The sequence below is a fragment of the Coprococcus sp. RTP21428st1_C9_RTP21428_210409 genome (assembly GCF_040227395.1).
GTDB classification, from domain to species: domain Bacteria; phylum Bacillota; class Clostridia; order Lachnospirales; family Lachnospiraceae; genus Coprococcus; species Coprococcus aceti.
This window is the reverse complement of record NZ_JBEHVV010000024.1, coordinates 1-23,073: the sequence shown is the minus strand read 5'-3', so window position 1 is coordinate 23,073 and position 23,073 is coordinate 1. Positions and strand designations below refer to the sequence as shown.

24 protein-coding genes are annotated in these 23,073 nt (G+C 39.9%); 5 read left to right on the top strand and 19 right to left on the bottom strand.

The window, feature by feature from the left end:
- Window positions 1-80 precede the first annotated feature (80 nt).
- Window positions 81-461 carry a PBECR3 domain-containing polyvalent protein gene (locus ABUA34_RS06690; RefSeq protein WP_022216065.1) on the bottom strand — a complete coding sequence of 127 codons (381 nt, stop codon included), beginning with the start codon at window positions 459-461 and terminating at the stop codon, window positions 81-83.
- 130 nt (window positions 462-591) lie between these two features.
- Here ABUA34_RS06690 and ABUA34_RS06685 point away from each other — a divergent pair, with 130 nt between their 5' ends.
- Entirely contained in the window at window positions 592-936 is a 345-nt protein-coding gene (locus tag ABUA34_RS06685) for a helix-turn-helix domain-containing protein (protein ID WP_022216066.1), read from the top strand.
- A gap of 42 nt (window positions 937-978) precedes the next feature.
- Window positions 979-2,505, top strand: coding sequence for a CoA-transferase (locus ABUA34_RS06680; RefSeq protein WP_015534080.1), 1,527 nt, complete (start codon window positions 979-981; stop codon window positions 2,503-2,505).
- 123 nt (window positions 2,506-2,628) lie between these two features.
- Here ABUA34_RS06680 and ABUA34_RS06675 read toward each other — a convergent pair whose 3' ends face one another.
- The 5 genes from ABUA34_RS06675 to ABUA34_RS06655 form a co-directional block, all read right to left on the bottom strand.
- Entirely contained in the window at window positions 2,629-3,429 is an 801-nt protein-coding gene (locus tag ABUA34_RS06675) for a metallophosphoesterase (RefSeq protein ID WP_349823046.1), read from the bottom strand.
- 93 nt (window positions 3,430-3,522) lie between these two features.
- Window positions 3,523-4,842, bottom strand: a complete 1,320-nt coding sequence (locus ABUA34_RS06670; RefSeq protein WP_349823045.1) for an acetyl-CoA hydrolase/transferase family protein — start codon at window positions 4,840-4,842, stop codon at window positions 3,523-3,525.
- Between the two features lie 334 nt (window positions 4,843-5,176).
- Window positions 5,177-5,656 carry an Hsp20/alpha crystallin family protein gene (locus ABUA34_RS06665; RefSeq protein WP_022216070.1) on the bottom strand — a complete coding sequence of 160 codons (480 nt, stop codon included), beginning with the start codon at window positions 5,654-5,656 and terminating at the stop codon, window positions 5,177-5,179.
- 255 nt (window positions 5,657-5,911) lie between these two features.
- On the bottom strand, window positions 5,912-6,847 hold the full coding sequence (locus tag ABUA34_RS06660; protein WP_349823044.1) for a sensor domain-containing diguanylate cyclase: 936 nt from the start codon (window positions 6,845-6,847) through the stop codon (window positions 5,912-5,914).
- A complete protein-coding gene (locus ABUA34_RS06655) occupies window positions 6,838-7,536 on the bottom strand; it encodes a CHASE domain-containing protein (protein WP_349823043.1) in 699 nt (232 codons plus the stop codon). Before ABUA34_RS06655 ends, ABUA34_RS06660 begins: the two co-directional genes overlap by 10 nt.
- Window positions 7,537-7,865: 329 nt before the next feature.
- Here ABUA34_RS06655 and ABUA34_RS06650 point away from each other — a divergent pair, with 329 nt between their 5' ends.
- Window positions 7,866-8,801 carry an AEC family transporter gene (locus tag ABUA34_RS06650; RefSeq protein WP_349823042.1) on the top strand — a complete coding sequence of 312 codons (936 nt, stop codon included), beginning with the start codon at window positions 7,866-7,868 and terminating at the stop codon, window positions 8,799-8,801.
- 163 nt (window positions 8,802-8,964) lie between these two features.
- Here ABUA34_RS06650 and ABUA34_RS06645 read toward each other — a convergent pair whose 3' ends face one another.
- Both ABUA34_RS06645 and ABUA34_RS06640 read right to left on the bottom strand, forming a co-directional pair.
- Complete coding sequence (locus ABUA34_RS06645) at window positions 8,965-9,444, bottom strand: Hsp20/alpha crystallin family protein (RefSeq protein WP_119203237.1); 480 nt, start codon at window positions 9,442-9,444, stop codon at window positions 8,965-8,967.
- Window positions 9,445-9,653: 209 nt separating this feature from the next.
- Window positions 9,654-10,283, bottom strand: a complete 630-nt coding sequence (locus tag ABUA34_RS06640) for a nitroreductase family protein (protein WP_349823051.1) — start codon at window positions 10,281-10,283, stop codon at window positions 9,654-9,656.
- 363 nt (window positions 10,284-10,646) lie between these two features.
- Here ABUA34_RS06640 and ABUA34_RS06635 point away from each other — a divergent pair, with 363 nt between their 5' ends.
- Entirely contained in the window at window positions 10,647-10,883 is a 237-nt protein-coding gene (locus ABUA34_RS06635; protein ID WP_161172192.1) for a DUF6061 family protein, read from the top strand.
- 183 nt (window positions 10,884-11,066) lie between these two features.
- On the opposite strand, the gene ABUA34_RS06630 is transcribed toward ABUA34_RS06635, so the two are convergent.
- Window positions 11,067-11,297, bottom strand: a complete 231-nt coding sequence (locus ABUA34_RS06630; protein WP_349823050.1) for an InlB B-repeat-containing protein — start codon at window positions 11,295-11,297, stop codon at window positions 11,067-11,069.
- Window positions 11,278-14,697, bottom strand: coding sequence for a M64 family metallopeptidase (locus ABUA34_RS06625; RefSeq protein ID WP_349823041.1), 3,420 nt, complete (start codon window positions 14,695-14,697; stop codon window positions 11,278-11,280). Before ABUA34_RS06625 ends, ABUA34_RS06630 begins: the two co-directional genes overlap by 20 nt.
- Window positions 14,698-14,957: 260 nt before the next feature.
- Here ABUA34_RS06625 and ABUA34_RS06620 point away from each other — a divergent pair, with 260 nt between their 5' ends.
- Window positions 14,958-16,208, top strand: a complete 1,251-nt coding sequence (locus ABUA34_RS06620) for a transposase (RefSeq protein ID WP_349818920.1) — start codon at window positions 14,958-14,960, stop codon at window positions 16,206-16,208.
- Window positions 16,209-16,365: 157 nt separating this feature from the next.
- Here the strand turns inward: ABUA34_RS06620 and ABUA34_RS06615 are convergent, their stop codons facing one another.
- The 9 genes from ABUA34_RS06615 to ABUA34_RS06575 form a co-directional block, all read right to left on the bottom strand.
- Window positions 16,366-17,265 (bottom strand): hypothetical protein, encoded by a 900-nt coding sequence (locus ABUA34_RS06615; protein ID WP_055145662.1) that lies wholly within the window; start codon window positions 17,263-17,265, stop codon window positions 16,366-16,368.
- Between the two features lie 48 nt (window positions 17,266-17,313).
- Entirely contained in the window at window positions 17,314-17,754 is a 441-nt protein-coding gene (locus ABUA34_RS06610) for a hypothetical protein (RefSeq protein ID WP_015534084.1), read from the bottom strand.
- 257 nt (window positions 17,755-18,011) lie between these two features.
- On the bottom strand, window positions 18,012-18,416 hold the full coding sequence (locus ABUA34_RS06605; protein WP_015534085.1) for a hypothetical protein: 405 nt from the start codon (window positions 18,414-18,416) through the stop codon (window positions 18,012-18,014).
- A 203-nt stretch (window positions 18,417-18,619) separates the two neighbouring features.
- Window positions 18,620-19,555 carry a hypothetical protein gene (locus tag ABUA34_RS06600; protein WP_055145659.1) on the bottom strand — a complete coding sequence of 312 codons (936 nt, stop codon included), beginning with the start codon at window positions 19,553-19,555 and terminating at the stop codon, window positions 18,620-18,622.
- Between the two features lie 130 nt (window positions 19,556-19,685).
- Window positions 19,686-20,249 carry a GNAT family N-acetyltransferase gene (locus ABUA34_RS06595; protein WP_015534086.1) on the bottom strand — a complete coding sequence of 188 codons (564 nt, stop codon included), beginning with the start codon at window positions 20,247-20,249 and terminating at the stop codon, window positions 19,686-19,688.
- A 60-nt stretch (window positions 20,250-20,309) separates the two neighbouring features.
- Complete coding sequence (locus ABUA34_RS06590; protein ID WP_015534087.1) at window positions 20,310-20,912, bottom strand: Type 1 glutamine amidotransferase-like domain-containing protein; 603 nt, start codon at window positions 20,910-20,912, stop codon at window positions 20,310-20,312.
- Window positions 20,913-21,086: 174 nt separating this feature from the next.
- Window positions 21,087-21,884, bottom strand: coding sequence for a PfkB family carbohydrate kinase (locus ABUA34_RS06585; protein WP_022215831.1), 798 nt, complete (start codon window positions 21,882-21,884; stop codon window positions 21,087-21,089).
- 75 nt (window positions 21,885-21,959) lie between these two features.
- Window positions 21,960-22,292, bottom strand: coding sequence for a winged helix-turn-helix transcriptional regulator (locus ABUA34_RS06580; protein WP_015534088.1), 333 nt, complete (start codon window positions 22,290-22,292; stop codon window positions 21,960-21,962).
- 373 nt (window positions 22,293-22,665) lie between these two features.
- On the bottom strand, window positions 22,666-23,073 hold a 408-nt coding region (locus ABUA34_RS06575), incomplete at its 5' end, for a tyrosine-type recombinase/integrase (protein ID WP_349823040.1).

Here is a 23,073-nt window from a genome sequence, read left to right as displayed (position 1 = left end):
GAGCGCAGGGTGCCTTTCCTGCTTGTCAAATGTATACAATGATGATACCATTGCTTACCGATAAAGTCAAGATATCTTATCTAACCAAATATATTACTACATATCGGCACCAATCTGCCTGACTTTACATATGAATCTATTTTTCCTTTTTTTACATCAAATACTGTAGCAATATAATATTTTGATTCCTTTTCATCTAATTTGATTGAAACAAAAATATTGTCATTATAACATTTAACCAACTCTATATTTCCATTATAACATCCTGCATAGTCTGGATGACTAATTATATCATCTAAACGATCAATGTATTTTGCAGCAACAAAATGCTTTCTTTTAATAAGATGTGTCAACAATCCCTTAGATCTATAAATTGTAAAAGCACTATAATCAAAACCTAATACTGAATTGAGTTTAGTGTTATAATGTGCTACTTTTATTAACTTGTCCTCATTTCGCATATTATATATCTCCCTCTATTCTATATTAAATGTTGAATAAGGCTATTATTTGTTGTATAGTAACCATTGGATATATCTATTTTATATTATCCAATGGTTACTGTCAATATTTAGTCTAGGAGGAATAATAATGTCTGCTAAATTAATTCCAGAACGATTAAAATTTGTGAGAGAAAATATGGGAATTACTATGGCTGAAGCATCCAGGAGACTCAATCTTTCCAAAATAGGATATTGCAGATATGAGTACGGAGAGAGAGTCCCATCTCAGCAAACGCTGGAAATTATTGCTCAATGTTTTAACACATCTGTTGAATATTTGACCGGTCTTTCGGATTCTCCGGCCGCGACACAAATCGTAATTGACAAAAACAAGAATCCTGAGCTCTTTGCCCTTGTTGATTTATGTCAGAACAAGGATACAGAACTCTTACAAAGAATGTTATCATATTGTAACCTGCTAATAAATTCATAGCAGATTTTGATTGATTTTTATATAAACGAAAGGATAGAACAAATGTACCAGATAATGACAGCCGACGAGGCAATGGATCTTATAAATGACGGAGATGTGATCGCACTCAACTCATTTCTCGGCATAGATATTCCAATCGAGCTTCACGAGGCATTATATAAAAGATACCAGAGGACAGGTTCGCCGAAGCACCTCACCGCTATATCAAGCGCGGGCTTTGGCGCGTGGGATGAGAACAAGGCGGCAGAGGGATACATAAGAGACGGCGCAGTTGACAAGATCATCTGTGGACATTTCGGAGCCATGTACAGCACCAAGAAGCTTGTCCTTGAGGACAGATTTGAGGCATACAATCTCCCACTCGGCTGTATCTCACACGCAATTCGTGCACAGGCCGGCGGACTTCCGGGAGCACTCTCCAAGGTCGGTCTCGATATATTTGTCGATCCTAGACTTGAGGGACCGGGAATCAACAACATATCAAAGGATGACTCACTTGTTAAATACGTCGAGCTGGATGGTGAGGAATTCCTCTACTACAAGCTGCCGCTTATCAACGTGGCTATCATCAAGGGAACTGCTGCCGACCGCAAGGGCAACATCTCATTTGAGGATCTGTTTACCGCAGGAGATGCGCTGTCCATCTGTCAGGCTGTAAAGGCAAATGGCGGAAAGGTCATCGTGCAGGTTGACAGACTTGTGGCAAGGCCATCAAGACCTCACAATACCATTATTCCGGGATGTCTGGTTGACGCTATCGTTGAGATACCGCCGGAGCCAAGACACGCATCATACGAATCCCTGACAGGAAGTTTTGAGATTCCATATTCACAGTGGCAGGACTGGGCTGAGATGCTTTCCGGTCGTACCAAGACAAAGAATGTCGTCAATACAAGCGCAGAGATCATTGGAAGAAGGGCCGCTCTGGAATTAAAACCGGACGATATAGTCAACATAGGTGTTGGAATTCCGGAGACTGTATCCAAGTATGCCAGAGAGAACGGTATTCTGGACAAGATAACCCTGACCGTAGAATCCGGAGGTGTAGGCGGATTTCCTGCATCGGGCAAGGTGTTCGGCGCTGTCATTGGCGCGGACTCCATCTATGACATGGCAAACCAGTTTGATCTCTACAACAATGGCGGTCTTGATATCTGTTTCATGGGCGGGATCGAGGTTGACAGGTTCGGGAATGTAAATGCCCACAAGGGTCCTGGCGCATTTGCCGGTGTAGGCGGATTTGCAAATATCACCGCCAAGACAGCAACCGTTGTGTTCTGTCTCACATTTGATACGAAGGGGCTTGCCGTGGAGGACAATGACGGCATCGTGACCATCAAAAACGAGGGAAGCATTCCTAAGTTCGTAAACGATGTCAGAAGCATCAGTTTCTCAGGAAAACGTGCGCTGGCAAACAGGCAGAGGGTTATATACGTCACAGAACGATGCGTATTTGAGCTCACTGAAAAGGGACTTAAGCTCATTGAGGTGTACCCGGGAATTGATCTTGAACATGACATTCTGAACAAGCTTCCTTTCAAGGTTGAGGTGGATGAAAGGCTGCGATAGCTAGAAGGCTGAGAAAAATAAATCCTAATATATTAAAAGGTCGTGAGAAGATCCCTACTCAAAATCTTCCCACGATCTTTTATGTACATCATTTTCTTATCTACATTAACTTTCTCACAATAACTAATGCTTCCCCACCAGCTCCACGCATACTATCTCCGGGAAGTTAAACAGCCTCACCGGAATCACACTGTTGCCAAGGCCTCGGCTGACTATCATCTCGGTGCCATTCATATAATATTCACCTGCTGTATATTTGGGAAGAAATCCCTGATCCGGAGCCACTATCCCGCCGACAAACGGCAGTCTGAACTGTCCGCCGTGGGCATGTCCGGAAAGCACGAGATCAACACCGATGCTGGCATACCTGACAAGGTATTGTGGCTCATGTGCAAGAACGACCGTGAGCTCCTTTTCATCACTAAGCAACGCCTCCAGTGTCCCATCCGCAAGACTTTTATCGTCTAGTCCGACCAGCCTGAACTTCGCATTCCCCCTGGATATCTCCACAACCTGATCATCCAGAATAACCACCCCGGCACCTATAAGCCCATCCATAAGCTCGTCATATTCAGATTTCTCAAGCCAATATTCATGATTGCCTGTGACATAGTATACCGGACATATTTTCACGATCTCATCCACAAATTGGACTGCACGGTCTACATTTGTGTGATTTGAGTCCACAAGATCTCCGGTCAGGACGATCATATCAGGTTCACATTCTCTTATCCTGCCCACCAGTTTCTGGTTATTCTTGCCAAACTTTGCATTGTGCAGATCCGATATCTGGACTATGCGATATCCCTCAAGATCTGCGCCAAGCTGCTCTGCCGCATATGTATAATGTGTGGTTTCAAGGTGTTTGTTCTGAAAATTGCAGAACAATATTATGACAATAACTATGCTCAGAGTAATTGCCAATTTTATATATTTCTGCTTTTTCGTATTTCTACTTTTTTGTTTTTTAGATTTTCCTTTCATTCGCAGCCCCACTTTTATAATGCCATGATCTTCTCATCTCTTATTCGACCTCCGCCAGATCTTCCTCTCCTGGGCCTCCTTTATCAGCATGTCCCGGAAATCAGGATGGGCTATGGATATCAGTGCTTCCGCTCTCTCCCATGTGGATCGTCCTTCAAGGTTTATCACACCGTACTCTGTCGCCAGAAAGTACACCTGACTTCTCGGCGAGGTGATGATATCTCCGTTGAACTGCGGTTTTACCCTGGAATGCTTCACTCCATTCCTGTCGGTGTGTGTGGAACTCATGCAGATAAACGCCTTGCCGCCACGGGAGCCCGAGGCTCCGATCAGGAAATCGAGCTGTCCGCCGGTTCCGCTGATCTGGCGTGAACCACTGCTCTCTGCCGCAACCTGTCCGTACAGATCCACAGCCACACAGCTGTTTATGGACACCATGTTGTCTATCTGCGATATGACATATGGCCTGTTCACATACTCAAGTGGATATGCGGCGATTCCCGGATTGTCGTCCAGCCACTCATACAGCTCATTTGAACCGATGGCACAGCCAAATACGCCTTTTCCTCGGTCTATGTTCTTGTATTTATTTGTCAGCTTGCCCGCCTTGTACAGGGCTAGATATGCATCCGAGCAGAGCTCCGTGTGCATGGCAAGATCCTTGAGATCCGACTGAGCCAGCATCTCACCCACCGCATTTGGCATTCCCCCGATACCGAGCTGCAGTGTTGAACCATCTACTATGTATGGAATGAGCAGCTCCGCTATCTTCCGGTCAACCTCCCGCGGTGCCTGTGTTTTCACATCAGCAAATGGCTCGTGCTCCCCCTCTATGATCATATCCACATCCGATATGTGAATACACTCGTCATATCCACCGCGTATCTTAGGCATGTGCTCATTCACCTCAACTATCACGATGTCCGCCTTCCTGGCAATAGGGGCAGCCACACCGGTATTCACCGAGAAGTTAAAATAACCATGCTTGTCCATAGGTCCCACCGACACCATGACCACATTTACATGGAGGAAATACTCATAGTAAGCCGCATTATTATGGAACACCATCGGTATATAATAGCATTTGCCCTCATCGCACAGCTTTCTCTCGTACTGCGAACAGTGCCAGCTGTGATACACAAAATGCTCCTGACTGTCATCGCACTCTGCAACCTCTATAGGCCCAGCCATCAGATTACCCCTGATCTTCACATCGTGCAGCTCATCTCTCCGCTTTGCCAGTGCCCTGTCAAGTAGTACAGGTTTTCCAAGGGACGATGTGTAATCGACCCAGTCTCCATCCTTGACACACTCCACCGCAGCCTCCGGTGTACGCAGCTTTTCTCTATACATTTGCTGAAAATCGAACATATAAATCCCCCTTTATTAAATAACGTTTCACCGCTTGTCCTCCCTCAACAGCCTCAATCACTATTATCAAATAAATCAAATGCCATTTCAACATTTTTAGAGATATTCTGTGTAAATATCAATGAAAAAGTTTACCAACATTTACAATATTCCAGCCAAAATAGTCATAATATTTTTCCACTTTCACTGGAACAATGCTCATTTACATCTAATTGCGAAACGCAAAAAAGCCCCCCGCATACCTGCACCTTGCAGATACACGGAGGGCTCTACGAATATTAGTCATCTGTTATTAAGTAATCACACATTTCTTACATTATTCGATTGCGATATAATTACTCTTCTCTACTTTCTTCTGCTCTTCCTTCTTAGGAATCGACAGTTTCAGTACGCCATGTTCATACTTTGCATGAATGTCTTCCTGGGTAACTCCCTCACCGACATAGAAGCTTCTGCTCATGCTACCGGCATAACGCTCACGCCTGATATACTTGCCGCTCTTCTTGTCCTTTTCGTCCTTATCCAGACCCTTTGCAGCCTCAATTGTCAGGTAACCATCAGCAAGCTGAACCTTTACTTCATCTTTCTTGAATCCTGGGAGATCCATATCTACTTCGTATGAATCGTCTGTCTCACGGACATCGGTCTTCATCATGTTCTTTGCATGCTTGCCATACAGAGCACGCTCGGTAGGTGCTAACGCTTTACTGAACTCCTTGTCAAAATCCCTTCCAAATGGGAAATAGTCATTCATCCAATCATCAAATAAATCTTCTCCAAAAATACTAGGTAACATAAGTCATTTCTCCTTTCAATCTCAAACAAGTGTCGGAAATTGTGGTTTCTTATGAAACCCCAAGGCACTTAGACTTTTTGTTTACTGTTACTTTCAAAATAATTGTCAAGATAAACTTTCGGGATTCTTTCTCTTCTTTCTTATCCCTTTCCTTATCTTTGACTATGTTATACACCTAGTTGTTAGCATTGTCAATAGGTGAGTGCTAATTCTTTTGTGAAGATTTTGTGTCCTATTCCTGTAATAGCCAATCCGCTATTCTGGCACAGTTTCCAGACCTGTTTTGTTATCATAATAAGATTCAACCAGAGCGCAGTCCATGATCAAAACGTAGAATACATTTCCATAATAACGGTTTTCCACTATTCTTCCGTGATCAAGAACAGGAAGATATGTTCCATCTTTTTTTGCAAAATGGAACCTTACATAGTCATTATTTCCACTGGTCTTTGCATCAATCTGTTTCCAGATGCTGGTCTCAACAGAATCCCGTTCGTCTGGATGGACCAGGTTTCTGAATCTATGATCTGTGTAATCAAGAAAATCATCAAAATCCCTGCAGCCAGCAAATTCTATCAGTTCACGATTTGCAAATAAAATATTATCATTTTCAGGATCAGCTATATATATAAGGAAAGCTCCCGGAAGATTCTTTGATACATCCTGAAGTGCAAACCCAAGCTGGCTTCTGTGCTGCATCTTATAAGCTCCTCGATAAGGACTGCAATTATGCTTTCCATGAAGTTTTACCGCATAAAGTGCCATATCCGCGCATCTGATAAGCTCCGAAACATCTTCACAATCTTTTGGATATTCTGCATACCCAAGAGAAATGTAAAATGGATGCTCCCCACCATTATATGTTATATGCCGTGACTGAAGAGTAAATTGTTCTATTTTCTTTCTTGCCTCTTCCTCTGTTGTGTCAACCAGAATGGCGGAGAACTCATCACCGCCATTTCTGCAAATAATAGAATTATCATTGAAATAGCTCTGTATGTCCTGTGCAAGGCTTTTCAGTGCGGCATCTCCAACTACATGACCATACATATCATTTATAAATTTAAAATCATCAATATCCATCTGTATACCCACGCAATGAATATGAAGATCGCCCTGCATAACCTTTTTGAGCTGTTCGTCAAACCCCTTACGATTCAAGAGTCCGGTCAGCGGATCTGTTATCGCCATTTTTTTAATGTATCTCGATGTCTCTCAATCACAAGGATGACCACCGTTAATCCAGTTAAGAGCAAAATAACACATATTCCCAAAAACAGCTGCGGAAATACATTCCACCCATGACTCCAGCCATCAGCAGGCATTATCTCAAAATCAAATAGACTGCCGCAAAATTCAAACTCAAATGTAATCGGATTCTTCATAATATTGCCGGATGATGATACTATCTCTATATCATCAGACAAAGGGGAAACTGTCTTTGTCAGGGAGTAATCATAACCGAATTTTGTGAGTGCCTGAATTGATTCTGTAAATATCTCCGGAACACGTATAATTACTATGGTAAATCCCCAAAATACTGGAGAGCCATCTGCCCCCTCCAGATATACAGGATTTCTAATCGCAATGCCCTGCCCCCCCTGTTTTAAATCAAAAGGGCCCTGCATCGTGACTATATTTTTATCTCTTCCATAGCGGCATATCTCTCCACGACTTTCATCATGCATCAAATCTATCTTTCCAGCTTCATTCCCTGCCTCCGGATATATATCTGTGACAACACCGTCAGGCGCAATCTGTATACTCTGAATAAAATCTGCCATCAGATCCCGAGCAACTTTTTGAAAATTGTCAATTTTCCCATTTTCGCTGATTGCTATCTCTTCAAGTGTATCTGTAATTGCAACTCCACGGTTCATGTCATTCTGTAGTCGTTCTGCATATGTTGTGGCATTAAGCGCTGTGACATTCCGTACCTGTTTATAATTTGATCTATATGAATGATATAAAACTACTGTCAAAACCAGACAGCCAACCAGAAAAATGAGAACCGGCAACATAAGCTTTTTGTTATGGTTTTTACGCGAATTCATAGTATGTCATCTCTCCTTATTTTGGATGCTATTTACAAGTTCTCTACAAATTGCACATATTTTATCGCATTCATTCATTTTTGACAAGTCAGCATTCAGGGATGTTTTTTTAGAGGAATAGTATTATAATACAGAAACGAAAAGAGGTAATCGCTATGCAGATAAGTATAATTTTGCTCGGAAAGCTTATTAACTTTTTTATTATGATCCTGCTTGGTTTTATTCTTGTCAACAAAAATATATTAAAATCATCTGACAGCCAGATATTATCTATCATCGTGGTATACCTGGTGATGCCCTGTGCCATAATTGGTTCATTTGAGATTGATTTTACAAAAGAAAAACTGCAGGGACTGTTATTTTCCGCTGTCATTGCGGTCATTATACATGTTCTGCTTTTGATTTTTATAAATATTGGAAGGAAATTTTGGCACTGGACCCCGGTTGAATGTGCAACTGTCATGTATTCCAACTCGGGAAATATGATTATCCCACTTGTAAGTGCTATTCTGGGTTCCGACTATGTACTGTATTCATGCGCATTTATGTCTGTACAACTGATATTTCTCTGGACACACTGCAGCACAATGCTCTCCGAAAAGCCACACCTGGAATGGAAAAAAATAATATCCAATATAAATGTATTAGCCATAATAGCAGGTCTCCTGCTATTTTTCTGCAAGATAAAACTGCCAGCCGTCATCATTGCCCCGATAAATGACATCGGGAATATGCTTGCACCTCTAAGCATGATAGTAACTGGTATGCTGATGGCTGATTCGCCGATTCTGGCCAGCCTGAAGAATGCAAAACTATACCTTTTCTCTGCCATCAGGCTCGTTATCTGGCCTACTATTTTGCTGCTTATAATGTGTGTAAGTCATGTGTACGAATTTATTCCAGACGGAAGAACCTTACTACTCATAGTATACCTTGCCTCCATCACGCCATCAGCTTCAACAATCACCCAGATGGTTCAGGTATATAACAAAGATGCAACATACTCCAGTCTTTTAAATGTATTTACTACTTTGTTCTGTATCATAACCATGCCTTTGGCTGTCATATTGTTCTCATGGCTGATACTTTAATGGGGACGTTTTTTTTACTTTAATGGGGACGTTTCTTTTGTCATGAGGATTGTCCCTAGAACAGACAAGCAAAAGAGCCCCCCGCATACCTGCACCTTGCAGATACACGGAGGGCTCTACGAATATTAGTCATCTGTTATTAAGTAATTACGCATTTCTTACATTATTCGATTGCGATGTAATTACTCTTCTCTACTTTCTTCTGCTCTTCCTTCTTAGGAATCGACAGTTTCAGTACGCCATGTTCATACTTTGCATGAATGTCTTCCTGAGTAACTCCTTCACCGACATAGAAACTTCTGCTCATGCTGCCGGCATAACGCTCACGTCTGATATATTTGCCGCTCTTCTTGTCCTTCTCATCCTTATCCAGACCCTTTGCAGCCTCAATTGTCAGGTAACCATCAGCAAGCTGAACCTTTACTTCATCTTTCTTGAATCCTGGGAGATCCATATCTACTTCATATGAATCGTCTGTCTCACGGACATCGGTCTTCATCATGTTCTTTGCATGCTTACCATACAGCGCACGCTCGGTAGGTGCTAACGCTTTACTGAACTCCTTGTCAAAATCCTTTCCAAATGGGAAATAGTCATTCATCCAATCATCAAATAAATCTTCTCCAAAAATACTAGGTAACATAAGTCATTTCTCCTTTCAATCTCAAACAAGTGTCGGAAATTGTGGCTTCTTATGAAACCCCAAGGCACTTAGACTTTTTGTTTACTGTTGCTTTCAAAATAATTGTCAAGATAAGCTTTCGGGATTCTTTCTCTTCTTTCTAATCCCTTTCCTTATCTTTGACTATGTTATACACCCAGTTGTTAGCACTGTCAAGAGGTGAGTGCTAATTATTTTGTGAAGATTTTGTGTCCACTCCCAGCCTCAAAGTGGTATTTGGCAATTCCAAGATCTATCTTCGTGCAGATTCCTCTCGGAGCTTTCGCTGTCACCACACCCTCTCTCAGCTCAAACATGAACTTCTGCTGGTTCACCGCTGTCGGTGCCAGACACACCGCCTCCATCCCCTTTGTGAACCAGTCTGTCTCCACATCTGCCCTGCTGATTTCTGATATATCTTTGCTCTTGTGGGCAACACCCTGATTCTCACCATACCCAAGGGCAATCACTATCAGCAGTTTCTGTCCTTTGCCTATGACTGCCTTGGTCTTACCATGTGACATTGCAACCCAGCATGTGTTAAGTCCAAGTTCCTGACATCCAAGCACCATCTTTTCACCGTAGTAGCCGGCCTTTTCCTGGTCGTTCTTCGCGCCAACTATCGCTATATAATTAGAAACATTTGTGAATTTGCCGTAATGCGCCATAAACGAATCAAAACAGTTCGGCTCATCGTAGACCGCCTGCATACTCAGTCCGCTCTCAAAATTTATCTCAGAGATAAGCCTGTCGATCTCCGCACGTTTCTCCTGCTCGATTGGCTTATCTTTATATTGCCGCACACTGTGCCTCTCCTTCATCAACTGTAACATATCCATGCATTTTCCCTCGCTCTCATTCTGATATCTACGCCGAGTATAGTCCATCAAACTTAAATTGAGATTTCATGTATTCCAAGGGATTTAATAATTGTTATATTTTATTATCAAATATCTCTGAATCCCTTGAAAACACTAAGTTTGTCGCAGGTGATCTTTCCCTTAGACTTTCCCTTATGTTATATCTTCCCATATGGATTTATGAACCCTGATAAGGGAAAATACAAGGAAAAGAAAATCCTCTAAAACAGTATAACACAAAATAAAAACGACATGGTGAACTGATTGAAATGCTTCTGATTTTTGTAACAAATGATTGATTGAATGATAAGGAGATTTGATACGATGAGAACAATATTTGCAGAATACAATCCACAACGCAACAGCATTGATGTTTATACTTCTGCTGGCTATATGCTCCGCATTGACTGCTGGGAAGCAGAAAAGAATTTAAAAACAACACCCAGATTAGATTGTGCATTAAATGCACTTGCTATTGATGAACCACTTGCATATGCAAGACTATACCTTGATGGAACTATGCAGATGTGGGTTGATGCCGAAGATTCATTTTATTTATGATGATTATACTGTCACTCCTAGTGTCTCCAGAGAGTGACAGTTTCATTGTCATTTTGAGCTCGTCTTTTTTAAGACAAGCCTCGTATATTTATTTGTAAGCTGCGTTCGCTTCTTCTTGAGTGATTTTCCCAGTTTTAACAGCATCAGAAATTGCTTCGTCTAATTTAGTATAAACAGTAGTTGTCACAACTCCGAAGCCGCTGACAAACAGCAGAGCGATCCACAGCCACTCATACTGTTGTCGCCGGTCTGCGGATTCTGAACATCACCCGAAGGCTTGGTGGTATCGTCAGACTTGGTAGGAGCGGCAGGTTTGGTTGCCTTCTGACCTTCTTCGATAGTCTGAGTCGTTACTGCAGAGCCACCGGCAGAATCAAAGGTTACGGTATAGTTTTTATTTCTTTGTTGTAACAGTCTTAGCTTTTGACCAGCCTGAATAAATCCTTATGGATTTGCCGTTAATCTTAACTGTCTTATAGGTGCGAACTCTTACATAATACTTTTTCTTGCCCGAAAGCTTTGAAATATTCTTTGATACTGTTGTATTCTTGCCTACTGTTACGGTCTTAGCCTTGCTGAATTTACTTGAGGCACTGTACTGTACCTGATAGCCTGTTGTCTGTGTAGCCTGCTTCTTCCACTTTACTGTAAACTTCTTTGAACCTGCTTTAAGTGAGGAAATACTTGTTGCCTTTGGCTTGATTGTGAAATAAAGCGTCTTTGTTCCGCTGTATTTACCCTTAAAGGTAATCTTTACTGCGTACTTGCCAACATACTTTCTGCCTTTTGCATAAGACACAGTATAGTCAGTATTCTTAACAAGTGTCTTTCCTGTTCTGTCCTTAACAATAACCTTAGGTGTTCTAACCTTTCCGTTATATGTTAATGATGTTGCTTTAAGCTTTATGCTTGATGCCTTTGGAATTACTGTCGTTGAAAGAGTTTTCTTACATACCGAACAGTAATTTACTATCTTGCCGTTTGCTGTTGGGGTTGCCTTTGTTACGGTTTGCTTTGTGGTGTGGGCAATCTTAGCAATATTGCCCCAAGATGCAAGGTCGGTTATTTCCTTTGTACCGAGTACATCTTCATAGAACTTGCCACAACCTTCGCACTTGTAGTATGCTTCCTTACCGCCCTCTGTGCAGGTGGCAGCTTTCGCAGCAACCAAAGTCAGATTGTGAGTGTGTTCTTCGTTTTTATTTTTGTAATAATATGTAACAACCGTTCCGTCCGAAACAATAGGCTTATTCAAGCCGTCAACCTTTATAAATTCATAATCATAAAGTGTTTTTGCCGGTGTTAAATCAAGCTTTGTGCCGTATGGCACGGTAAATGTTCCGCCGGCAGTGTTTGGAATTTCAGAGCCGTCCTCAAATTTATACTGAATTGAAACGGTTGTGTAGCGCCGTGTTTCCGTATTGTCGTCTGCAAGCACATTTCCGTTTTCATCGAGCACCTGAAATGCCACGGTATCGCCGCTCTTAAGCTGTGCATCAGACGGAATTTGATAAATAAGCGAGCAACTCTTTAAGCCTGAATTAAAGTCGCTTTTGATGTGATCCAAAGCACCGAGCGGCCAGAAATTTGCCTTATCATTCCAAACAGGAATGTCAAAGGTTTGTACTGTTTGAAGCGGATTCCCCGATGAATCGGTCGCAACGCTTCCGTCGGAGTGCTTAATCCACATTTTGAATTTTAATTGTCGTGCATTTTTATCTGAAATGTTTTGAATAACAGTTCTAAGCTCGATTTTTTTACCGTTCATATTAGTATTAAATCTGCTTTTGCTGTTGCCGCTCAAAAGTCGGTCATTGCGATTATATGTGTAATTATAATATGAACTTGTTTCAAGGTCGGTAAAATCAGACGGCTTTGAATAAGCGCCCGTATATTCCTTAACCTCGGGAGTTGCAACATAAAGGTCTACATCCTTAACAAGCTGAGACATTCGCTTGAAGCCCTGCAAACGGCAAACCTCACAGAATTGATAGTTTGTGTCTCTCATTATGCACTCATAACTTGAAACAAGCATTTTTGAGCCGTAAGCATTGCGGCAGGTATATGTGTTTCTAAAACCTAAAAGCTGTCGCCATTTTATCTTTTCCGGGTCTTCAACCGAGGAAAGATTGAGTGATTTAAGTTCCTTATCGTCAAGCAAATATCCGTTACTGTATTCATCACCGAGACCGAGCAAACCGTGTCCAAACTCGTGTGCAAAAGTTTTTGACGCACGATAACTGTCTGATGGCGAAATGAAATAATGGAAGCCGTATTCACGGTTATTATAAGCACCGCCGAAATCTGATTTTGTGTTTACAACCATAGCGAACTGAGCAATATAATCGTGAACATAATAATAAGGCTCATATTCCGAACCGGACGGAATTGTGTTTGGATCACACTTTTTTTTGATATGAGCATCGTGAATTTTCTCGATAAATTCAGGACCGATACATCTCTCAAAAATATGATTTTTCCACTGACTTCCGTGGAGATTATTAGAAATAACAGGCGAATTATATTTGTCGACTATAACATCAAAGAAGGTGCTTCCACCATTGTCAAAAGTCGATTCGGAAGCTGTGCAAAGAGCGTAAACATTGAATCTGTCGGCATAACTGCGATACGGTTCATATTTCATAGCGTCCTGCCAAAGTCGTTTGACATCATTGATGAATTTGCCCTGCTGACTTTTTGTGTATCCCTCGCCGCAAACGACAACAACCATATTTTCCGTGTCGCTGCGTGTTTTTTGGATGGTATAAACAGGGATGGTAGGATTAGAATATTTTCCGTCATTTGAATACCACGGGCCGAGGGTGAGCTGAATGCTTTGCTCGGTGCTGACATTCCAATCGGGATTTGCGTCCTCGGCAGGTTCCGAAATTGTATAATCATCCTCTTGCTTATTTGGAGCAGAGCCGATATAAGGACTGCTTTGTGAGCCGCTGCCAGAAGTTGTAACAAAATATTCGGAATCGAGATAAAATGCAGGTCTTACGCCCAAATCGGAATACCACGGAGCATAACGACCGACCTGACCCGATGAACTGATATAACGCATATCGTGATTGCAATCGGTAACAGGAGTGCGAAGCCAATAAGGCCAAGCCATACCGTCATTATTATACGCAACATAATAACCTTTGAGATTTTTCCACACGGCATTAGCCTGCTTTACATCAAGAAGAAAAACCTTTTCGGTTGTAGTTTCAAAATATGAACTGTCGTAGTTTGCCACCGCTTCCGAAATATCGGTGTAGTATAACAAATCCGAATTTGCGTCTCCATCAACTATGCCCTTGTTGTATTCGGGATGAGAAACGAGAGAACGCTGGGTAACGGTTTTCATTGCCGCAATTTCAGATTTTGAAAAAGCGTTGAGAAAACCCGCTTTTTCGTTGTACGCTCCCACACCGCTTACATATCCGTCTTTCGGAGGGTTGCCGCAAAGCCAATCGACTTTGCCTTCAGCTGCGGTCGAATTTAACCAAGAACGCATATTGCTGTCTTTCCAATAGTTAGAACCGTAATCATCACGCTTATAGCTTCTGCTGTGTGATTTTGAATTGCTGTTGTCATTTGTTTTGGCATCATATGCAAGGGTGTCAACAATTTTGTCTGCAAGCATAAGCGGTCCGTTATTGTCAATGCTTACACATCGCCAAAGAATTGAGGCATTGTTATACGCGCCCATTTTAACATAGTCGCCAACTTTAATATCGGGCTTTGATGCCGCCTGAATGGTCATCGGCCAAACGGAGATTGCCATGCACAATGCCAAGAATATTGCGGTTATTTTTTTCGTCATTAAGGAACCTCCTTTATAAGCTATATATTTGCTTTTATTGTATTGTAAGGTGTTATATGTGTCAATGAAAATCCACCTTATTCCGTGAAACTTACCATAGTGTTACATTCCTTTTTTTCAGCAATAATACCTGCTGGAAACTGATTTTCGCAATACATTTTATTTCACCCACTAGGTTAAACAAAATTTTTTTTTTTTACTGTATCATCATGCATTATCCTGTATAATGAAAGTATCAAAAGATAGGCGGAGGCAGTGCAATGAAGAAAATACACATTGAATTCAGCGATGAGCGGCTCATTACTCCCAGTGGTCTGGTATTCGTAGGGCAAATACTTGGAAAAAGCAGTTTTGTTAAAAAAATCAACCGTGCTCCAATTTCAAAAGATTATCTGCAGAAACAGATAAAAAATGGAGACGTGCTCCTCACCTATATTGGTATGCTCTGTCAGGGAAAACCCCAGTATGAGGCTGTCCGTGAAATGATGGATGACCCTGACTACTACAAATACGCATTAGGCATCTCCTATGCGATTCCTTCCGCCGAAACACTCCGTCAGCGTTTTGACATGATCGGGGATTCCCTGCGCAAAGACATCCAGCAGGCAAATGTCGACATGCTGCGTGAAATGCACATAGAGCCGACAGCCCTGGATAACGGCTTTGTTCCTGTCGATATTGATGTAACCCCCTTTGACAATTCGAAATCCAATAAGGAAGGCGTATCCCGTACCTACAAGGGTTTTGACGGATATGCACCAATTATGGCATATATCGGCACAGAAGGATACCTCGTCAATCTTGAACTGCGGATTGGGAAACAGCACTGCCAGAAAGAAACTCCTGATTTCCTGAGAGAGACCATTGAACTGTGCAGACAGCTGACGGAAAAACCACTGCTCATCCGGCTGGAATCCGTCAGGGAATGCTGCCAGAATATCCAGCATCCACGTGATGGGAAAACTGTTTATATCGGACAGACCTTCCGGAATGTGACATATTCCCTTTCTGATAACGAGGAGAAAACTGTCGGAATACGCACAATTTATGAGATCACGGAAAGAACCATTGACCGATATGGGCAGTATTTTATCGTACCCGATATAGAACTGGGCACATACTGGACAAACTCTTCCCTGCCAGACGATACAGTCATTGATCTTTACCATGCCCACGGAGAAAGTGAGCAGTATCACAGTGAAATCAAGACGGACATGGATGTTGGAAGACTCCCGTCGGGAAAGTTTGAGAGCAACAAACTGGTGCTGGAGCTGACAATGATCGCATATAATATCCTTCGAATCATAGGGCAGAAATCGCTGAAAAAGAAGGATGCTCCCGGCCGGAAGAAAATACATCGCCGAAGAATACGTACGGTGATCAGTAATCTTATGCAGTTTGCGGGACATCTGACAGAACATGCCGGCCGTCTGGTGCTGTCCATTGGAAGGAGTAATCGCTGGAGATTTACTTTCAAGCGTCTTTATGACAGCTTTGCATTCATCACCTGACAACAGGTAGCTGAATATGGCAATGGCAGCTGCACACAAATGGTGCAGTCTTTTTTTGAACGCAAAATTATGCAGCATTTTCAAAATTTAGTATACAATAACAAATATGGCAAACATTTCCTGTGTGCCTTTTCATTTTGAAACAAGGTTCACGGATTCAGGTATTATTAAATTTTTCATGCCCATCTAATATATATGCAAACTCCTTATTATTTACAGATATCTCAATATCACTATACAGTTTCTTAAGATCCGTTCTCGTAGCTTCGACAACTCTTGCATCCGCAATATCATTGATTCGCATTTCTTCCATGTGTTTTCTCAGCAAAACATCTCTGACTATCGCATAATTAATCATGTCATAGCTATAATGTTTAAATATCTTTGTATAAATGTTTTTCCCCTTTTCTACTATTCTTACGACATATCCATTTTCATCCACTTCGACAAAAACCTTACCATCCTCAGGATTTTCAACATTAATGTATTCTGCTTCTATTTTATCTGCATTTGTATAATCGTGATAAAGCTTATTGACCTGTATAGGCACCCTTTCTTTTATACTATCTATTGCATCAAATCTATAGATAGTCTTTGCTTTTTCAAATAAATCTGACAGATCGGGATATTCCTTTGACAAAACATCCATATTTCTCGCAAGTGGCAATGCGCTGTTAGATTTAATACTGATTGCATAATCAACAAGCTCATTGAACAGCTTAATCGTTTCTTCCCTTCTATGCATGCTTTGCGAAATCAATGCAATCGAGTAATAATAGCCCATGATATCCGGTATAAAATCTGTGTTTTTAAAAGGATATTTCATATCCTGTAATGTATCCAGAACTACATCGACAATTGCATCATCCTCAGCGAACACCGCCATTTTCTTAAAATCTGACATAGCGCCCGGTACACGAGCATAAGACGCTAACTTTTTAACAAGCTTCCATACAGGTTCCTTCATTTCTTCAGAAGCATGTTCCATCAATGGTAATGTCATCTTCTTATGGCTATAATTCTTTATTTCATCATCGCTTGGAGTATTTTTCTTCATTTCTTTCCCTCACAAATTCCGATTTCTCAGTTTCAAAAACTGGAATTTTCACACTTCGTCAACTAATGTTTTTTCTTCTCTATAAAGCAAGGTCACAACAAATGCAATAATTATCAAAATATGTAATACAATATGATATACATCAGGAACATATCTTCCATCCACATTTATTAATTGAATGCATTCTGAAAAATAGGCAATCTTCTTGTCCATTTCTCCCATAAATCCTCTTCCAAATAAAGTATACCATTCATGACTTAAGAACTGAGTGACAAACCACCCTGCCAACCATATCAAATGTATATTCCTTCCAACATTTTTTGTAACTAACATTAAAACGAATGTAATTGTCGGAATAAGCATAAATAGCCATTCTTCCTCAAATGCACCTGTTACCAAGTATTTGTCTCCAATCTTCAATCCTATCATTGAAAGAAAATACCACAGTAAAAGAATTATATTTACAATTATTAAATGTGTTTTTTTCATAAATCATATCTCCTAGACAATTCTTAAAATTCCGATTTATCAACGTGTAACATAATTAAATCATATTAGAAATGGGATAAACTATGTACTTTTCTTCAAAATAATATAGTTATTTTTCCGTATGATACTTATATCCCCTCAATTTCTTTTTTACTCCAATTAATATAAGATAGTCACGATAACAATCACGACAATCCATCCTACCTTTTCCATTTTATGTGAACAAAACAATCTCCACACCATCGGTCTTCTAATGCTCATTTTATCATATACTGTTCAAGCATAGTCGGTGCGATATCCATGGCTACAAAAAACTCTTCTGGCAACGTGCAAAGCTCTTGGCTTATAAAATCTTCCGCATCAATATACTTATGATCATTTTCCGGATCATAACATTTCTCATGATTTGCAAAAATAACTATTCCCTCAAAACTCTTCTCAATCTCATAAACAGCATCTCCCGGTACATCATAATTTAGGATAGTGACATGTAATCTATCCTTTGCATCAAGACTGTCGGCAATATAAAATTCATCACAAAATGGCAACTTATTCTCGACAGCAAAATCAATTGTATGCTGGAGATATTCCCTTAAAATCTCTCTGTCCAGCTTATACTTAAAGCCCGAAAAAAAATTTTTCATTTTATTAAATAAACCCATATATCAAATCTGTCCCTTCATATAATTTGCTCATAATACTGGTTATACACTTAAATAATCTTTATATTCTTTATCTAAAAGTTTCTTAAATTCTTTATAATCATCCCATTTAAATGTAAAGCCACATCTTCTTCACTCAAATCTGTACCTTTTTTATTATATTGTATGCAATATCCCAATTCCATCCTTTGAATATTTCCGTTTCAAAACTCTTCGTCTTCATCGATTTCTTCATCTGGTTGAATCTCACAAACAAATTCAATATTTCTTTTACCGAATACATCTGTCAGATAAGTAATCTCTTCTTCATTCATTGTAAAAAATGACCATTCATTCTCGCTGACAGTTATTTTCTCCTGTTCTGTTGTCGTTACCTCCAAAGTGATAACGTTCATGCTTCCCTTCACTGTTTCAAACAGTCTTGTCAATCGTACCTTTGCCAGATCCAGTGCAGTCAGCTTTCCACCATATACAGATACAAGAAAGTTCTTTGTCAAATATATCCTAAAATCATTAAACCAGAGAGCTTCCGGCTGATTACATTCTTCGTCAATCTGCTCTGCCAATGGATGTCTGTATTTTTTAATCGCACGCACCTGGGTTAATACCATCGAAATTCCAATCAATATTAAGATGCCTCCGATATCCAGATTCACAAAATATCCTTCCTTGAGTATTTTTCCATAGGTAAGCTTCGTCATACATATATAAATAAATTTGTAATTGATATACTCACTTATTATTTTTTTTACGTTCTCGTCAGTCACAACTTTCGTCATGCCTTCCACTCTTGCCGTACCATTCTCTTCAACTCTCTGCTTCAAATCTGCAAACTGTTCCGGTTGCATCCCTACAATATAGCTTTCCTCTGCCGTTGTTACAAGGTAATATCCTTCATATTTATTTTCTGCCAGTTTCTCCGGTACCTGGATAATATCAATATATGCTGTCTGATTCGCAGGATTGGCTTCTTCCTGTAATACCTGTTCAAATGGTCGAACACAATCCATCTTTCTCTTTGTCTGAATCAATCCAAATGCCACCAAAAATATTCCTATCAATAAGAGAATCATTCCGATCGTCCGCCACATTTGATTGAATTTGTATTCTTCTTTTATATGCTTATTCGTATATTTCATGTCATGTATTCTCCTACACTTGATTTTTCTCTCACACATAAATGCTCTAACGCTGTTTTATTATAAAATTGTCTGATTTGTTCCCTACAAACTGAAATTTTCGAGTGTGTCGCTAAATTAGATTTTTTCATCAATTATCATTACTAAAATACTCATTTCTAAGTATGGAATAATAAACTTCATCCACAATACCTTGATTACAGGTTCCCGACTGCCTAATTATTCCTTCTTTTTTCATTCCCATTTTCTGCATTACACTTCCTGAGTTTGGATTACCTGCAGCATGCTTTGCATATACACGTTTGACTTTTACTTCTTCAAAAAAGAATTTTACCAATGCCCTTCCTGCTTCTGCAGTTATACCTTTTCCCCACCATCTGCTTCCAATACCATACCCGAGCTCCACACTTTCTGTTGCCTCATCGAGACTTACTACTGATATATCTCCAACCAGTTCATGCGAATCTTTTAACTCAATTGTCCAAAAATAGAAATCCTGCTTATCATACGATTCTATCCAATCAATTAGTAATTGCTTTGTCTCGTCGACATTTTTATGCGGTTGCCAACTTAAAAACTTTGTTACATCTTTTTCTGTTACCCAGTTTTTAAACATGATTTCTGCATCATCTAATACATGTCGTTTAAGAACTAATCTATCTGTTTCTATTCTAATTGTGCCCTTATGTTCCATACGCATCCTCCACCATCAAGAAAATTCCGATTTTCCAGTTTCCAAAAAGGATTTTTCAAATTAGTCTTTGCAAATAACCTTTGAACCTTCACCATCAATTACAATTCCCTGATGGTTGTTAATAGGGCATAGATTCAAATCCGAAAACTCAGTCATTATTTTCTCGGTAACTTTCTTAAATGGTGCTGTAAGATAATGCGGAAGAACATAGAAATCAATCAAATCAAGCCCTGCATCATCTTCTTGTGAGTAGTCCTCCGGCTTTTCATCCATTTGCTCGATATATTGGATGCTTGGAGCGCATATAATTGCGCCTGCCGACTCGCCGATCATCAATTTTCCATTTGCCAATTCCTTTTTTAGCAACCCATCAGTTCTTGTTTTACGGAGTTGGTCCATAAGAAAGAAAGAATTTCCGCCGGTAAAATATATTACATCTGCATCTTCAAAAACAGACTGTATCGTTGAATAAGCCTCCGTTGAAATATCAATTTCAGTTACGATTGCTCCCAACTTTTTGAATAATTTTCGAGCCGAGCCGACATAACCGGTGTAGCCTTCACGCAACGAAGCTGTTGGAATAAATGCGACTTTCTTATTTTCAATTTCTTCCTTTATCAGACTTCCTACACTTGAAAAGTGCGAACATAAAAATAGTTTCATCAATATTCTCCTTTATAAATCCCGATTTCTCAGTTTCAAAAACTGAAGTTTATTTACTTTTCTTCACAACCGGATTCTTAGAAAACATATCTTTTATTCATAATCCAATTATAAACACTCCGAAAAGTGACCATATAATAAACCCTGTCATATTGTTTCTCCTTACAAATCGAATTAAAAGCCACCATAATGAGACAATGTCTCTGTTGCAAATTCTGTACCAACTCTCATAGCCTCGTAAATATCACCAATTAACATATGAGAACACACAAAGCCTGCATGGTAGCTATCTCCGCAACCAGTAGTATCAACTATTTCTAAAGCTTCATCAGCCGGGACAAAATACTTTTCACCATTATAATATGTAACACTTCCTTTATCAGCTAAAGATGCATTAAATAGTCCTTTATACTTCTTGGAAAATGCTTCAAATATCGGAAGAATTGATTCCTCTCCACTAATCAGGAAATAATCTATATATGGTGCATATTTTTCCATCTCCTTAAAATTACGATATTCTACAAAATCCACAGCCAATCTGAAGTTATTATTCTTTTTTAAATCTATAATTTGTTCAAAACAGCCTGCCCAGAAATGTATAAATACAACCTCTGATTTTTTTATAAAGTCCAATTCGTCTTGATTCAATATCATTTTATCAACAATATCACCCGTCCATGAATCATCTTTGTAATATCTGTCACCGTCAGCCGTAAGATATGTACGATTATTTGCAGTTACTTTATCCTCTTCAACTCTTACATGGCTTACATCTATTCTCTTATCAGAAACAGAATCCATAATAAATTTTGCGTAGGAATCCTGTCCAACCGCACCCAATATTGAAACATTAAACTCCTCAAATTTTGATGCATGAACTGCAAAATTAAGGGCTTCACCACCTGCACGCAATTCATCTGTTCCATCAAAAACATCTACACAGAGGCACGGAAGTGCCACTAAATTTATCATTCTTGTACCTCCCTAAATTCCGATTTCTCAGTTTCAAAAACTGGAATTGTTCGAGTTTTTCAAATACTAACGTCCTTAATTTTGTTCAATAATTGATTTATAGTAGTTACCAAAGTCAGCAAGTGAATTAACAATTGGAAGCATTTTTGTTCCAAGTTCCGTTAAGCCGTATTCAACTCTCGGTGGCTGCTCATGGTAATCGTGGCGATATGCCAGCCCATCACTCATCATTTGTCTTAAACTATCTGTCAAAACCTTTTGTGAAATACCATCTATACTTCGTAGTAGCTCATTGAATCTCCATGGACGCTCTTTCAAGTTACGCAAAATCAGCAATTTCCATTTTCCTCCGATGAGAGATACTGCTGTTGCAACTGGGCATTCCGGTAATTCTTCTTTTGCTCGCATAATTCTCACCTCCGAGTCTATTGTAACACATTCATTTTTGAGTGCACAGTTACAAAAAGGTGCGTACCATGACATTTTCTCCCAAAAGATATTTCGGTTAATATATACCAAAATATCTTCTAGAATCTTTCCACATTCATATATAATATAAACACAAAAAACGGCAGACCGTCGGTTATATGACCATCTGCCTGTTACCTGCTATAATACTATTTTCCGTGTATCACCAGTCCAGCAAACTTGAATTTATATAATTATTCCTCTAACTTTCCCCATTTTATAGGCTTTCCCGCCTGTCCATTAGTGAAATGATATGTAGTTTCCCTTATTTTTGCCCTTATGAGATAATCACAAGGGAAATAAGGGAAATTTTTTAGTCATTGCCCACCACTTTATCAAGAAGCCGAACTGATTTTCGTTTCGCATCTCTTGTGGAGTGAGCATAGACGTTCATTGTGGTACTGACATCTGAGTGTCCCAACAATTCCTGCACATCTTTTGGGGCAGCTCCATTTGCTAAAAGGTTGCTTGTATAGGTGTGACGTAACTGGTGGAAATGAAAGCCTTCAAATCCCTCTAATGTTTTTGCCACCTTTCTGCAAACAGTCCCCAAAGTAGTTGGAAGTTCCAAACAACCATCCGGTCTTAAACAGACGAAAGAAATTTCTTTATAATCTGTCGGGACTTCCTCTGTTCTGTCTAAACAATAATATTCGTAGTACACTCTGTTTTTCTCTTTGACCTCTTTGTAGTAGTTCGTGTGATAAAGTTCTTCGTACTG